The organism is Myxococcus sp. AM011, assembly GCF_013372595.1.
Lineage (GTDB): Bacteria > Myxococcota > Myxococcia > Myxococcales > Myxococcaceae > Myxococcus > Myxococcus eversor.
This window is the reverse complement of record NZ_JABXEM010000048.1, coordinates 34,449-49,320: the sequence shown is the minus strand read 5'-3', so window position 1 is coordinate 49,320 and position 14,872 is coordinate 34,449. Positions and strand designations below refer to the sequence as shown.

At 67.1% G+C, this 14,872-nt stretch carries 8 protein-coding genes and 1 pseudogene; 6 read left to right on the top strand and 3 right to left on the bottom strand.

What is annotated here, in order from left to right; all coding sequences use genetic code 11:
• Both HUW62_RS48690 and HUW62_RS12930 read right to left on the bottom strand, forming a co-directional pair.
• Positions 1 to 231, bottom strand: a pseudogene (locus HUW62_RS48690) (hypothetical protein); the annotation flags it as partial.
• 81 nt (positions 232 to 312) lie between these two features.
• Complete coding sequence (locus HUW62_RS12930) at positions 313 to 1,317, bottom strand: SDR family oxidoreductase (RefSeq protein ID WP_176434614.1); 1,005 nt, start codon at positions 1,315 to 1,317, stop codon at positions 313 to 315.
• 354 nt (positions 1,318 to 1,671) lie between these two features.
• On the opposite strand from HUW62_RS12930, the gene HUW62_RS12925 reads away from it, so the two are divergent.
• The 5 genes from HUW62_RS12925 to HUW62_RS12905 all read left to right on the top strand — a co-directional run bounded on the left by HUW62_RS12925 (position 1,672) and on the right by HUW62_RS12905 (position 12,974).
• The gene (locus tag HUW62_RS12925) at positions 1,672 to 3,432 is read left to right on the top strand and encodes an Ig-like domain-containing protein (protein WP_176434613.1); all 1,761 of its coding nucleotides are present in this window, start codon (positions 1,672 to 1,674) and stop codon (positions 3,430 to 3,432) included.
• Between the two features lie 194 nt (positions 3,433 to 3,626).
• On the top strand, positions 3,627 to 5,009 hold the full coding sequence (locus tag HUW62_RS12920; RefSeq protein WP_368670400.1) for a PEGA domain-containing protein: 1,383 nt from the start codon (positions 3,627 to 3,629) through the stop codon (positions 5,007 to 5,009).
• A gap of 69 nt (positions 5,010 to 5,078) precedes the next feature.
• Positions 5,079 to 6,497, top strand: a complete 1,419-nt coding sequence (locus HUW62_RS12915; protein ID WP_176434611.1) for an IgA Peptidase M64 — start codon at positions 5,079 to 5,081, stop codon at positions 6,495 to 6,497.
• 123 nt (positions 6,498 to 6,620) lie between these two features.
• Positions 6,621 to 9,410, top strand: a complete 2,790-nt coding sequence (locus HUW62_RS12910) for an Ig-like domain-containing protein (protein WP_255203396.1) — start codon at positions 6,621 to 6,623, stop codon at positions 9,408 to 9,410.
• Positions 9,411 to 9,572: 162 nt separating this feature from the next.
• Entirely contained in the window at positions 9,573 to 12,974 is a 3,402-nt protein-coding gene (locus tag HUW62_RS12905; RefSeq protein ID WP_176434610.1) for a putative Ig domain-containing protein, read from the top strand.
• A gap of 106 nt (positions 12,975 to 13,080) precedes the next feature.
• Here HUW62_RS12905 and HUW62_RS12900 read toward each other — a convergent pair whose 3' ends face one another.
• Positions 13,081 to 13,626: a hypothetical protein gene (locus tag HUW62_RS12900; RefSeq protein ID WP_163866017.1), complete on the bottom strand. Its 546-nt coding sequence runs from the start codon at positions 13,624 to 13,626 to the stop codon at positions 13,081 to 13,083.
• A 360-nt stretch (positions 13,627 to 13,986) separates the two neighbouring features.
• Here HUW62_RS12900 and HUW62_RS12895 point away from each other — a divergent pair, with 360 nt between their 5' ends.
• Positions 13,987 to 14,865: a tetratricopeptide repeat protein gene (locus tag HUW62_RS12895; RefSeq protein WP_176434609.1), complete on the top strand. Its 879-nt coding sequence runs from the start codon at positions 13,987 to 13,989 to the stop codon at positions 14,863 to 14,865.
• Positions 14,866 to 14,872: the final 7 nt, after the last annotated feature.

The following is a 14,872-nucleotide window of genomic DNA, read 5'->3' as shown; positions in this document are numbered from 1 at the left end:
CAGGTACCCCTTCTCGTACGGAATCTGGGAGAAGGCCTCGTCCGGGTCCACGCCCGTCAGGTGCGTGCGCAGGGCCGTCAGGTGCGGGTGCTCGCGGAAGTGGTGCATCGCCTCCTCCAGCGAGCGGGTGAGCGCCAGGCGAGCCTTCGGGAGGAAGCGCTGAACCAGGCCGCCGACTCCCTCGGAGCCCCGGCGTGCGCGCAGATTGACGAGGACGGCGATGTCGGTCATGGCGGCGGGACTTTCCCTGGGCCGTGTCATGGCCCGGTCACGGGCCCGCGATGGATAGGGCCCGTGACGACAATGTGCGTCTCACACCCCGAGTGCGTGGGCGACGCGCGCTCCAAGCCGTCCCCGAACCTCCCTCCGCCTCAAGAGTGCGGCCGTGGCGAGCAGTCCCCCAGCGAAGAGCAGGCGGCGCAGGGCTTGCTTGCTTCGAGAGTGATAGCCGCCGGACGTGGCGGTGCCCTCGGACATGGGGTGGAAGAGACTGCCGGGGGTGGCGCCCTGACGTTCGTCCTCGAAGTGAAGGGCCTCGGTGGCGCCGTGCATGGTGCGCTCGAAGGTGCGAGGCATCAGGCCGTGCATGGCGGCGAAGGCGCGGGCGGCGGGGCCGACGAGGACCTCGGGGCGAGGTTGGCGCAGGACGCGGAGGATGGCGCGGGCGACGCGCTCGGGAGTGTAGACGGGCTCGACGGGGCGCACGCGCCAGCCGGTGTAGTTGGCGGTGTGGTGCCACAGCGGCGTGTCGATGGCGGCGGGCATCACGGTGCACACGTGGATGCCGGTATCGAGGAGTTCCTGGCGGACGGAGGCGGTGAAGCCTCGCACGGCGTGTTTGGAGGCGACGTAGGCGCTGACGTAGGGCGCGGTGACGGAGCCGAAGGACGAGGAGACATTGACGAGGGTGCCGTATCCCTGGCGGCGGAACTGCGTCACGGCGGCGCGGGTGCCGCTGACGGTGCCGAAGAAGTTGGTCTCCATGAGCTGGCGGAAGGCGTCGTCGGGGGTCTCCTCCAGGCTGCCCATGAGGTAGACGCCCGCGTTGTTGATCCACGCGTCGAAGCGGCCGAAGGCTCGCACGGCCTCCTGGGCGAGCGCCTGCACGGAGGCGGAATCCGAGACATCGGTGGGGACGGCGACGGCGCGGACGCCGAGGGAGACGCACTCACGGGAGAGGTCCTCGAGCGGCTCCTCGCGGCGGGCGGCGAGTACGAGGTGGGCGCCCTTCTTGGCGAGGGCGAGCGCGGTGGCACGGCCGATACCGCTGGACGCTCCGGTGATGACGACGACGCGGTTCTTCCATGCACGCTTCATGTTCCCTGGCCTCCGAGGGGCGAGCCGGCGCACGGGTGGCACGGCTGACCCGTCGAAGATGGGGATGGTGGTGGGCTTATGACCCATACCCCTGGGGGCTCCCCCGGAGAGCGGGCGGCGGAGCGGTTCCGGGGCACGGGATGGGTGTCCAGCGCCGGGACGGAGCCTTCTGGGTTCCACCCGAAGTGGAACGACTCCGAGCCGGTGGGTCCGGGCCTGAAAGCAAGGAGTTGGGGTGGTTTGGAGGAAGCGGGAGAGGGCTGTTATGGGCATGAGACTGTCGAGTGGGCAACGGAACACGGCCTGCACTGACGCCTCGCGATGATTCCTCCAAGACCTGTCCTGTTGCCCTGGGTGGTTGCCGTTCTCCTGTCCGCGCCGGCCTGTATCGAGGTGCCGGACATCACTCCCGTCCAGGGCGAGGCGCGCATCCGCACGCCCGAGGGGACGGCCTATACGAAGGGGGTCCTGGACATCGGCCTGGAGGTGACAGGGCACCGCCCGGACCGGGTGGAGCTGCTCCGGGACGGGGAGGTGCTGGCGGTGCTGGAGTCGCCGTACACCTATGCGTGGGACACGACGGGGGAGACGGAGGGGGAGCACCGGTTGAGGGCGCGGGTGGTGTTCGGGGAGACGGTGTTCTCGGGGGAGGAGCGCGTGGTGGTGGTGGACCGCACGGCGCCGCAGGTGGTGTCACGGGCGCCGGAGCCGGGGGCGCAGGATGTGTGGGTGAAGAGCCCCATCCAGGCCGTGTTCTCCGAGCCGATGAAGGTGGACACCATGACGAGCGCCTCCGTGCGACTCACCGTGGGCGGGGTGGACGTGGTTCGGACGGTGTCACTGTCGGGGGATGGGAAGACGCTGACGGTGGTACCGGGGACGCCCATCTCGGCACCTGCTTCGGCGGCGATTGCGCTCACCTCGGCAGTGACGGATCTGGCGGGAAATGCCTTGGACGTTCCCACCGGCCCATGGGACTGGGAGCACCCCAAGGTGCTGTTCGAGCCTGCTGGACCCGTCTTCGCCAAGAATTCAGGGAGCATTGGTTCCTTTCGTTCTGGGTTCGGCTCGGACAAGCAAGGGAACTCCATCATCGTCCAAACAGAGAAATTCCTGGCAAACACTCAACTACGCGTCTACAGCAACACTGGCAGCCAATGGACGGAGTTGGGGAAGGGGCTGGAAGCAAGAACAGGTAGCTTCGAGCCATCCAAGCCAATCCTCAGGTTCGACCCTCTTGATGATTCACCAGTCATCGCCTGGCATGAAGGAGAGGGTAGCAACGAGTCCGAGCGGATCTACGTCGCGCGCTGGATGGGAAATCAATGGAGCTACCTAGGGAGATCGACAGGCATACTCCCATCCCACCCCGACAGCACTTACCTAGTCATGGATTTGGATGCGACAGGAAAACCGCTCGTTGCATTCTACACAGACGCCGAGCAGACCACCTACGTCTACCGCTGGACGAGTACAACGTGGGAAGCAGTTGGGGGAAGCATCAACTTGCAGCTCAACATGAGTGCGAGTTCCCCGTTCGACATCAGGGCCGGCCCCTCCCAATCACTGTTCCTGGGGATAGCGGGGACGAAAGACGGAACACCCAAGCTATCTGTCGCTCAATGGGATGTGTCTACGTGGAAGCCTCTTCGTGGAACGCAACCTCCGGTTGAGGTTCCCTTCAACGCTTCATTCGCTCGGAACCCACGCCTCTACGTTTCTCCAGGGGGCAGCCCGATTCTGACCTGGCTCGAAAAAGTGGGCAACAGCTACGCGAAGGCGGTTTCATATGTCTGGGAGAGTAATGAGTGGAAGGTCTATTGCCCGTCGCTCACACCCTCTGCGGACGATCATTCTGAGCAGACACGCCTCGAATTCGACAACTCAGGGACGTTGTGGATGGTCTGGGCGAAGTGGGGAGACTCTATCTTCCACATCGAGCAATGCACGTCTGGGTCATGGTCTCACTTCTCCAGCAGTTCGACTGCTCCCCATCCCATTCCGACCGCGACATTCTCGACCTTTACTCCTACGCAACACACCAACGGCATCCAAGTAGTGACCACTCTCCCCGACGGTGGAACGCTGGTCGTTGACTCGTACCTCAACCGCTAAAATCGACCATGCCCTCACCTCTTCGCCCTGCCCTCATACTCACCGGGAAGAACTCTATGCGGTTCGCATTGTTCATCCTGATTTGTGTCCTTCCCTTCACCTCATTCTCGACCCCGCGGAGACTGGTCGTTGCGAGCGGCGACTGCAAGGATGCGGAGCTGGGCAGCCAGGCTAACGCGTTCCTCGGCGCCCTCGTGTCACGTCCGGAGCAGGACGTCCTGAGCGCGTCCGGGTTCAGCGAGCGGCTCTTTCCACAACCCACGAAGAGTTATGAGGACCTCCAGCGGCAGCTCGACTCCGCACAGGACCACTTCTACGAGAGCCGGAACGGCAAGGCCGCCGTGTCCATCGACGAAGCCCTCCAGCAAATCAATCGACTGCCCGTGGGCGATGCGCGCTGGAAGCTCTTCGTGAACGCCCAACTCCTGCACGGCCTGAACTATCGGGCCATGGGCAAACAAAAGGAGAGCGACACCGCGTTCCGGAGCGTGTTGCGGCTCCAGCCCGACTATCAGCTCGACCCGGATTACTTCGCGCCCTCGGTGCGCCAGGGGTTCGACAAGCTGCGACGGGAGCTGATCCTGGCCCGCAAGGTGAAGCTCTCCGTGAAGTCCACCTTGCCCGCCTCGGACGTGTATCTCGACGGCATCAAGATGGGCCAGACGCCTCTGACGCTCGACGTGCTGGCGGGCAGCTATGACCTCACCCTGGTGAAGGCCGAGGCCATCAGCTTCCCTCGACAGATTCAGGCGCAGGGCGCTGACACACCGCTGCTCGTGGACCTCGCTTATGAGGGCTCCGTCTCCGCCACGCCGTTCCCCTGCCTCTCCGTGCCCGAGGCCAGCATGGAGCAGACCCTCAGTCACGCCGTCCGGCTGGGCGGCACGCTCGGTGTCGAAGAGGTCATCGTCGTGCGCCTGGAGCGCCCCAGCAGTGGCCCCAAGTGGTTCGCCGCCACGGTGCTCAATGTCGAGGGCGGCCAGAAGCTTCGAGAAGGAGGATTCAAGACACAGGGCCTGGATTCCCCGGCGGAAGCACTCTCCGCCCTGGTGGACTTCGTGACCACAGGTCGGTCTCCTTCCAACCTCGTGGTGATGAACGCCAATGGGCGTGCCCCCTGGGAGCAGGCAGTGACCTCGGACAAGTCTGGCGCCCAGCCTGGAGGCGGCATGGACATCAGCGCCCCGAACCTTCTCTCCGATGGCATCGCGGCCTCAGCGGACCGATCCACACCAGCGCTGCGCGTGGCGTCCTATGTCCTGCTCGGCACCGGCGTGGCCGCCCTGGGCGGGGCGGGTGTGGTGCGGTTCCTCGCCCAGAAGAACGTCGATGACCTGGAGAAGCGGCTCGAGAACGGTCGAATCCTCTCCTCGGACCAGGAGGCGCTGCGGCTTCGGAACTCCCTGGTCCAGAAGAGCAATCTCCTCACGGGACTGCTCGTCGGAGGAGGCGCGGCGGTCGCCACGGGGGCCGTGCTCTTCCTCCTGTCGCCCTCGCCCCGAGCACCGCCGCCTGTCTCGGTGGGTGTCGCCACGAATGGCGACGAGTTCTCGGCCAGCCTCTCCGGGACCTTCTGACGTCCACGGCTTACGGGGAATCGCTCACCATCCGCGCCGACACCCTCGCCGCCGCATAGAGTGCCGCGCATGACGCGTGCCCTTCTTGCCTTGCTCCTGGCCACGAGCGCTTCCGCCGCGGCCCCTCGCACCCTCCGGGTGGATTACTTCCATACCGGCAATGCCACCGAGGAACGCTTCAGCCTCGACAAGGTGGTGCTCGAGCCGCTGCCCTGGCCGGGCCATGCGGCACGCACGGTCGACGACACCAACCTCGGCAAGTACCTCTTCGAGGTGAGGGACCGGGACACGAACCAGGTCCTCTTCTCCCGGGGCTTCGCCTCCATCTACGGAGAGTGGGAGCTCACCACCGAGGCGAAGAGCCAGCACCGCACCCTCCACGAGTCGCTTCGCTTCCCCACGCCCGAGCGCCCCGTCCAGGTGCTCCTCAAGAAGCGCGACGCGCAGAACGCCTTCCGCGAGGTGTGGTCACTCATCGTGGACCCGAAGGACATGTTCGTGGACCCGTCCTCGCCGCCCGCTCCGGGCCCACTGCTGAAGCTGATGGAGAACGGGCCACCCGAACAGAAGGTGGACCTGCTCATCCTCGGCGACGGCTACACCGAAGCGGAGCGCCCCAAGTTCGAGAAGGACGCCAAGCGTATGGTGGACATCCTCTTCACCTTCTCTCCCTTCAAGGAACGGAAGACAGACTTCAATGTCTGGGGCTTGATGCCTGCCGCCGCGCAGTCCGGAATCTCCCGGCCATCCACCGGCGTCCACCGACGGTCGCCCGTGGGCACCACCTATGACGCCTTCGGCAGCGAGCGCTACATCCTGACCTTCGACAACAAGGCCTTCCGCGAGCTGTCCGCCTTCGCGCCCTACGAGTTCGTCGAAATCCTGTCCAACGGCAACACCTACGGAGGCGGAGGCATCCTCGGCCTCTACGGCACCGTGGCGGCCGACAGCCTGTGGGCGCCCTATGTCTTCGTCCACGAGTTCGGCCATCACTTCGCCGGCCTCGCCGACGAGTACTACACCTCTGAGTCCGTCTACGTGCCCAACGCGGACCGGCTGGAGCCCTGGGAGAAGAACGTCACCGCGCTCAAGGACCCGGAGCAGCTCAAGTGGAAGCACCTGGTGACGCCCGGCACGCCCCTGCCCACGCCATGGAGCAAGGAGGCCTATGAGACACACTCCAATGACGTGCAGAAGCGCCGACGTCAGGTGCGTGCCCAGCGCAAGCCAGAGTCCGAGATGGACTCCCTGTTCGTGGCGCAGCGCGACTGGGAGGAGAAGTTCCTCTCCTCGCAGAAGTACTCGAACAAGGTCGGGGCCTTCGAAGGAGCCAACTACGAGGCCCGGGGGTATTACAGACCCCAGCTCGACTGCGTGATGTTCTCACGGGACCGCGTGCCCTTCTGCGCGGTGTGTCAGGACGCGATTTCACAGGTCATCGACTTGTATGCGGGTCCACGACCCCAGGCGTCCCGCAAGACTCCGTGAAAACCTGACATTTCAAGGGATTCTTGCGTGACATGGCGGTGTCACGGGGGCCCCGCAATGGACCCTCTCCAGGTTCAGGTGTAAGGGGGGCGAGTTACTACCTGCATCCCTGGAGGGGACCGCATGCAGAAGCGAAATTGGCTTGCAGCGCTCATGACCGCCGTGCTCGTCACGCTGGGCACGGGCTGTGGAGATGAGTGCGTCGACCAGTTCGATTGTCGCGCCGACAATGGCCAGCCAGATCAGGGCAAGGAGTGGAGCTGTAATGACGGGACCTGTGAGCAGGTCACCATCAACATTCCGACGCCTGACTCAGGCACTCCAGATTCGGGTACGCCGGACTCGGGTACGCCGGATTCAGGTACGCCGGACTCGGGCACTCCAGACTCCGGTACTCCGGACGCAGGCGTAACGTGCAACCCGGCGTGCGCCGCGGGCGAGCTGTGCGATGTCAGCTCCGGCGCGGGCGTGTGCAAGACCTGCCGCGACTCCGCCACGGGCGCGGGCACGGATGAGGGCTGCGCCGCCGCCGCGCCTGTCTGCGATACCGCCGGTGCTGGCGGCAAGGGCGTGTGCACCGCGTGCCGCGACTCCGCCACGGGCAACGGGCAGGACCTGGGCTGCTCCGCCACCACGCCGGTCTGCGACGCCGCCGCCAACAACGGCGTGGGCGTCTGCAAGGCGTGCACGGATTCCGCCACGGGCAATGGGCAGGACCTGGGTTGCTCCGCCACGGCCCCCCTCTGCGACACGACGGCCAACAGCGGCGCTGGCGCATGCAAGGTTTGCGTCGACTCGCAGACGAGCCCCGACCTGGGCTGCTCCTCGCCCACCAACATCTGCGACACGGCGGCCAACAACGGCGCTGGCGAGTGCAAGGTCTGCAACGCCACCGAGGGTTGCCAGGGTGAGCAGACGTGCAACGCCACGGGCACCGCCTGCGAGGGCTGCGCGGACAACACGTCGTGCGCTCCGGAAACGCCGGTCTGCCGCACGGACACCACGCCGACGACGTGCGTCGAGTGCACCCCGAGCGACACCGCCCACTGCGATGCGACCAAGCCGGCCTGCAACGCCAACTTCCTGTGCGGCTGCACGGACAATGGCCAGTGCGCCGGAGTGGCGGGCAGCGAGCGCGACTTCTGCGACCTGACGGGCAACAACGGCCGCGGTCAGTGCGAGGTCTGCGTCACCGACGCACAGTGCGCGGGTGTGGACCCCGCGAAGCCGGTCTGCAACAACCGCACGGAGTGCGTGCAGTGCCTGACGAACGCGAACTGCTCGACGGGCCAGGTCTGCAACACGACCACCCACGCCTGCGAGACGGCCCCCGGCCCCACCGCGGCGGAGACCAGCGTGCAGATCGCCGCCTTCCTGGCCGCCGACGATGAGGCGACCAACCTGCCCGTCAATGGAGCCTACGTCACTGCCATCAAGCCCTCCGTGCAGGGCCAGGACAACGAGACCGAGCCTGTCGGCTTCTTCCTCCAGGCGGAGCCCAATGGCCCCGCGATGTTCGTCTCCGACGCCACCGCCCTGGGCCAGGTGGCCGTGGGTGACCGCATCAGCCTGACGGTCGCCCTGAAGGTGATCGCCAATCAGCAGGACCTGGCCAAGACCGTCACGGGCCTGACCCGTCTCAGCCAGGGCCACTCGGTCAGCGCGCTCGTCGTGGACCGCTCCGCCGCGACCGACCTCGTGACCGCTCTGGAGTCCTACGAATACGAGCTGATCTCCCTCACGGGCAACATCACCGCGGCTGGAGGCGCGGCGGGCGCGGGATTCACGGGCTTCCCCATCACGACGACCGGGATGTCCGGCACCAACACCATCCGGCTGCGCTTCCCCTCGGCAATCTCCCAGGCGCTCGACGTCGCCCAGGGCTGCCAGTTCAACTTCACGGGTCCCCTGTGGCGGTTTGCCGGCGCCCCGCAGCCGTCGGTTTTCTCCGCTTCGGACATCACGCTCAGTTGCCCGGCGCCCAAGCTGGTCACTGCCGCAGCGTCCTCGCTGACGGCGGTCACCCTGACTTTCGACCGCAACATCGCCCAGGAGAGCATCACCGACCTGGCTACTCAGTTCACCTTCTCCAATGGACTCAGTGCCACGAACTTCCAGGTGAATGGCCGCGTGGTCACCCTGACCACGACCGCTCAGACCCCCGGTGCCGCATATATCGTCACCGTCGCGGACACGGTGAAGGACACGCGCGGTAGTTCCGTGGTGGCTCCGAACAACACGGATGAGTTCACAGGCTTCCGCACCGCCGCTGTGGTGCGGATCACCGAGGTTCAACCGAACATGGCGAACGGCATGGATCTGGTCGAACTCCAGGTTCTTTCGTCGGGCACCACGGATGGATTGGTGCTCCAGCAGGACGTCAATTCGGCCCTGGTTCTTCTGGCATTCCCCAACGTCAACGTCGCGCAGGGGGACCTCATTGTCGTCCACATCAATGAGGCTGCCGCGTACCAAGGCGAGACCACCGCCAAGGACCAGTTCCCCAAGACCACCGTGGCCGCCAACTACGACAACGCCTGGGACTTCAAGGGCGGCGCGACGGGCATCACCTTCTCCAGCCGCATCTTGCTGGTCAAGGATACTGCCGGAACGATTCAGGACGCGGTCTCGTTTGCGCGTACGGCGGGTACCCCTCCCGGCGCGTTCCCTGGAAACCTGCAGGCCATCCAGGCCGCTGGCCAGTGGCTTCCTGCGGACTGCGGCGGCGCGCTCTGCACGACGAGTTCGACGCCGACGGCTGCGCAGGTCTCGGCTGACTGGACCACCATCCCGACAACCGCTGCCAACGTGACGCCGGCGACGGACACCATTCGTCGCGTCAGCGCGACTGACAACAACACAGGTGCGGACTGGGCCGTGGGTCCTCAGTCGTGGGGTGCTGCGAACCCGTAGTCTGACCCGGTCTTGCTGAGACATCCTGGCCGCGGTCCCTTAGGGGGCCGCGGCCTTTTTCTTGGCCGCATCCCCTGACACCCGATTGAGCTGTCGTCAGTTCTCCGGACTACAGTGCCCTCTCTCACCTGGGGCCTCGGCTCCTACCGGTCCGGAGTCTCCATGCGGTTCCACCGCGCCCTGGCGCTGCTCTTTGCCCTCAGCCTCACCGCATGCCCCGGCTCAAAGCCCACCACGCCCCTCTTGCCGGAACAGGACGCCGGTCCGACTCCCACCGACGCCGGCCCTACTCCTACCGACGCCGGCCCGACTCCCGCCGACGGCGGCCCTACTCCCATCGATGCCGGCCCGACTCCCGCCGACGGTGGCCACACCTCGCTCACCTTCGAGACCGCCACCCTCTCCGACGCCTACGTCGGTGACGCGTACTCCGCGCCCCTCGCGGTCTCCGGGGGCTCGCCCCCTTACGCTTGGACCCTCATCAGCGGCGCCCTTCCTCCCGGACTCACCCTCCTCGACTCCGGCGGCCTCCAGGGCACCCTCTCCGCAGGAGGCACCTCCACCTTCAGCCTCCGCGCCACCGACGCCCTCGGCGCCACCGCCACGCGCGAGCTCTCGGTCACCATCTACCTGCCCCCCACGCTCGCTCCCGTGAGCCCTCAGCTCGTCTACGTCCGCGACAACATCGCTCGCGCACTTGAGCCCTCCGGCGGCAAGGCCCCCTTCGTCTTCACCACGCCAGGCCCGCTGCCCCCAGGACTCACGCTCGCTCCCGAGGGACTCCTCCACGGGCAGCCCACCCAGGACGGCGCCTTCACCTTCGAGGTCCTCGCTCGCGACGCCAATGGCCGCACCACCACGCGCTCGGTCACCTTCACCGTCGCCGCCCTGCCCTCCATCACCACCCTGTCACTCTCCGATGCGACGCTGAGCGCCCCCTATCAGCAGACGCTCGGCGCCACGGGTGGCCGTGGCTTGCTCACCTGGACACTCGCCTCTGGCTCTCCACCTCCCGGCCTCACGCTCTCGCCTCAGGGCACGCTGAGCGGCACCCCCTCCTTCAGCGGCACCGCGTCCATCACCGTCCGCGTCTCCGACGAGTCCGGACGCACCGACCAACGCACCCTCGCGCTCATCGTCTACGCCCCACCCGCCATCACCAGCACCCCCAGCGACGGCTACGCCACCACCGCGTACACCGCGTCCCTCACCGCCTCGGGAGGACGCGCTCCCTTCACCTGGTCCGTCGCCAGCGGCGCCCTGCCCTCGGGCCTCTCCCTCGCGCCGGGCTCGGGCATCCTCTCCGGCACCCTCGGCTCCAGCGTGGGGACGCACAACCTCACCCTTCGAGTCACCGACAGCGCCGGCCGCACCAGCACCCGCGCCGTCACGCTCTCCGTCTACTCGCTGCCTGTCGTCACCGGCGCGGCCACCTCGCTCGATGGCTACGTCACCGTCCCCGTGAGCGCGGTCTACGGGGCCTCCGGTGGAAAGCCGCCCTACACCTTCGACACCCCCAGCACCCTGCCCTCCGGACTCACGCTCTCCAGTGACGGCCGCCTCACCGGCACGCCCTCCGTGCCCGGCCCCTTCTCCCTCCAGGTCCGAGCCAGCGACTCCAACGGCCGAAGCGCCCTTCGTCCCCTCGCGCTCAGCATCTTCGCGCTCCCCTCCATCACCACCAGCACCCTCCCGGAGGCCGACACCGGCGAGCCCTACTCAGCCACCCTGTCCGTCTCCGGTGGCAAGGCGCCCTTCTCGTGGAGCGTCGTCTCGGGCTCGCTGCCCGCGGGCCTGTCCCTCTCCAACTCCGGCACGGTGAGCGGCACCACCCCCTCCAGCACCGGCAGCACCTTCACCGTGCGCGCCTCCGACACCAACGGCCGCGTCGCGGACCGCGCCTTGTCGCTCGCCGTCTACGTACCGCCCTCGGTGACGACGACGACCGTGCCCATGGCCGTCTCCGGACAGCCCTACTCCGCCACCCTCGCCGCGAGCGGCGGACGCGCGCCCCTGACCTGGAGCCACGTGGGCACGCTGCCCACCGGCCTGTCCCTCTCCTCGAGCGGTGTCATCTCCGGCACCCCCACCGAACAGGGCACCAGGTCCTTCAGCGCCGTCGTGCAGGACGCCAAGGGCACCTCCGCCTCGAGCGCGTTGTCGCTCACCGTCAGCGGCTCGGGACAGGTGCTCACCGTGGGCCACTGGAACATCGAGTGGTTCGGCGCGGACAACCAGGGGCCGCCCGCATCCACATCACCCGGAGGCACGCCCGATGACCTGCAGCTCGCTCACGCGGGCGACATCCTCTCCGAAGCAGGCGCCAACGTGTGGGGCCTCGTCGAGATGGTGGACAGCGCGGACTTCCAGGTCCTCAAGGCCCAGCTTCCCCAATACGACGGCTTCCTCGCCAACGACTGGAGCTACGTCTCCAACGCCAGCTCCTGGTACTCCGCCGGCGAGCAGAAGCCCGGCATCCTCTACGACAGCAGCCTCGTCTTCCAACGCGCGGAGCTCATCCTCACCGCGAACGACTTCTCCTTCGGAGGACGTCCTCCCCTGCGCGTCGACTTCACCACCGTCATCAACGGCGCGCCGACTCCCATCTCCGTCATCGTCCTGCACATGAAGGCCTTCGACGATGTGGATTCCTATACGCGAAGGCAGGAGGCCAGCATCGCGCTCAAGGCGTACCTCGATGCCCTGCCCACCGCGCGCGTGTTCGTCCTGGGCGACTGGAATGACGACGTCGACCGCTCCATCACTCGCAACGGCGGTGTGAACCTGCCGACGCCGTTCCAGAACCTCCTCGACGACCCCACGCACTACACCTTCATCACCAAGGTCTTGTCCGAGCGCTCGGAGCGCACCACCACCGAGTACCCCGACACCATCGACCACACGCTCGTCAGCGACGAGGTCGCCGCCGTCTACGTCCCCAACTCTGTCCGCGTCGTCCGTCCCGACACGCGGATCCTCAACTACAACAACATCGTCAGCGACCATTACCCCGTCGTCAGCCGCTACGACTTCGGCGGAGGCGGCGAAAGCACCGACGGAGGAACCCAGACGCCTCCCGCGATGCTCATCAACGAGGTGCTGGCCAACGAGCCCGCGGTCCCCACCGGCGACGGAGGCACCGCGCCCGACACCGACCATGAATTCGTCGAGGTCATCAACACCGGCGGCTCCACCGCTGACCTGTCTGGCTGGTCGCTGTGGGACTCCAACGTGGTCCGGCATACCTTCGCCACCGGGACGCTCGTCGCGCCGGGCCGCGCGTATGTCATCTTCGGCGGCTCCCGAGGCTTCCCGCTCGGCACGCCCGACACCGCGCCCGCGTCCACGGGAACGCTGGGCCTCAACAACGGGGGTGATGGCGTGAGCTTGCGCGACTCCACGGGCGCTCTCGTGGATGTGATGACCTATACGGGCACCGTGGACAACGTGTCCCTCAATCGCTCACCCGACGCATTCCCGGGCACCGACTTCGTCCTCCACACCACCCTCAATCCCAGCCTCGGCTCCTCACCGGGACGTCGCGCGAACGGCAACGCCTTCTGACCCGAGGCCCCTTCCCTCCCGCACGGCGGGCTGATGACCACGAGCGGCTCGCGCGGTTCACGCGCGTCGCCGCACACGGTGCGGGGACTCATGAATGGAGAGAGGCTCACTGACGCGCCGAGGGTTTCTCGCGCTCACGCTCATGGAGCTCGCGCTCCGTCGGAAGCTTCGGGGCTTGCGGAACCACGACGTCGACCTGTCGCGCCACCCAACCTCCGGGGCCGTCGTCGTACGTCACTTCGACGGGGTCTCCCTCGCGCATCGAGGCAAGGCCCACCACCGGATTCCCGTTCAACCGCAGCAGCGTGTCCGGCGTCACCTCGACATCCCGCTCCTGTCCGCCCGTGTCGCGGATGAGCAGCTCGTTGTCGCCCACCCACTCCACGCGTCCCGACAGGGTCCCCGTGGGCTCGGGTCGTCCCGAGCCACCCTGTCCCGTGCCGCCCGGGTCGTCTGGACCCTTCAGCGCCTCGGGGTCCGGTGCGCGCTCTCGCGAGGCGACGAGGTCTCGCAACAAGGACGAGCGCACCTCACGGTCGTCCGCCGACGGATTCTGCGTCGTCACCTTGTCCTCTTGCCGCTCGCAGCCGCTCCCCAGCACGCCCGCCGCGAGCGCCAGTACCAACCGCCGTCCTTGGCGTGTGCGGTCCATCGTCCCCCCATGCTTCCGCATGCGCGTCAGTGCCCGTGGGCCTGGGCTCGACACGCCCCGCCCTCTCACTCCTCGTCAACATGCGAACGCTCCAGGCAGCCGAGAACCCGGGGAGCCCTAGCCCCAGCCCCGAAGCACGATGGGCAGGCAGCCTGGCGCCGCGCCACTCGTCCGGCGGGGCCCGGATTCCTGAGCGGGCAACGAAGCCTCTCAATCACCCCGGGCCGAACCCCCTCCCCCTGGGAAATCCAAGACAGGCCTCATCGGCATGGGCCGCGAGTCACCGACACCGCGAGCTGATGGCATTCGAGGCAGCGGTCAGGCTACGAGGACGCCGCGACCTTCTCCTTGTGAGCCCCCGTGAATCCGCTTCCCCTTCCCAAAGAGCGCCATCTGCGGCCGTTTCCCTTCTTCTCGGCGCAAAAGGGCGGCCTGTGGCTGTTGCTCGTTGTCATCTTCGTCGTTTCCTACAACGCCGCGTCACGCTCCAGTTCGCTGCGTGAATACCTGACGCCGCCGGTGGTCACCGCGTTCATGGTGGCGGTATTCCTCATGCTGTTCGGCTTCTTCTTCTGGCGCATCCGAAGGTGGAGCGGGGCCTACAATCAAGGGGTCTCCTACTTCAGCGCGGGCGACGAACAAGAAGCCGCACATCGCTTTGAAGAGGCGGCACGCCGCAGCACCCAGGGTGCCCAGCGTGCGCTGTCCGTCGCCATGGTCGGGCAGTGCCTGTTGTCATTGGGACAGGCCTCGCGAGCGCTCGAGTTGTTTGGCTCGGTGGAACGTTCCGGCAAGCTGCGTGGGGCCGTGCCGGCGATGCACCAGTGGGTGCCCAACCTGATTGCCATGGCCTACCTCCTCCAAGGAGAGCTGGCCCCGGCGCGTGAGTGGCTGGAGGAAGGGCGCAGGCGCGCTCGTGGCCTGCCTCCCACCTACGCGGTGCTGCCGGATATCATCCTGCTCTGCCGCGAGGGGCAGTACTCCGCCGCGCAGGCGGCGCTCGTGTCCCGCATCGCCGAGGCGGATGCGCTGGTGGGACGCGATGCCCGCCGGCTCAAGCTCGTCAGGGCCTTCACGCTGGACGCAGTGGACCCGACCATGCATGCGGCGGACATCGAGGCTTCGCTGACAGCGGCACGGCTCAGTCGCCCGGATGACTTCGAGGCACTGTCGGCTCGGTGGCCGGAGCTGCGCGCCTTCATGGAGCGCAAGGGCTTGACGACCGCTGTCGCCGCGTAGGTGGCGA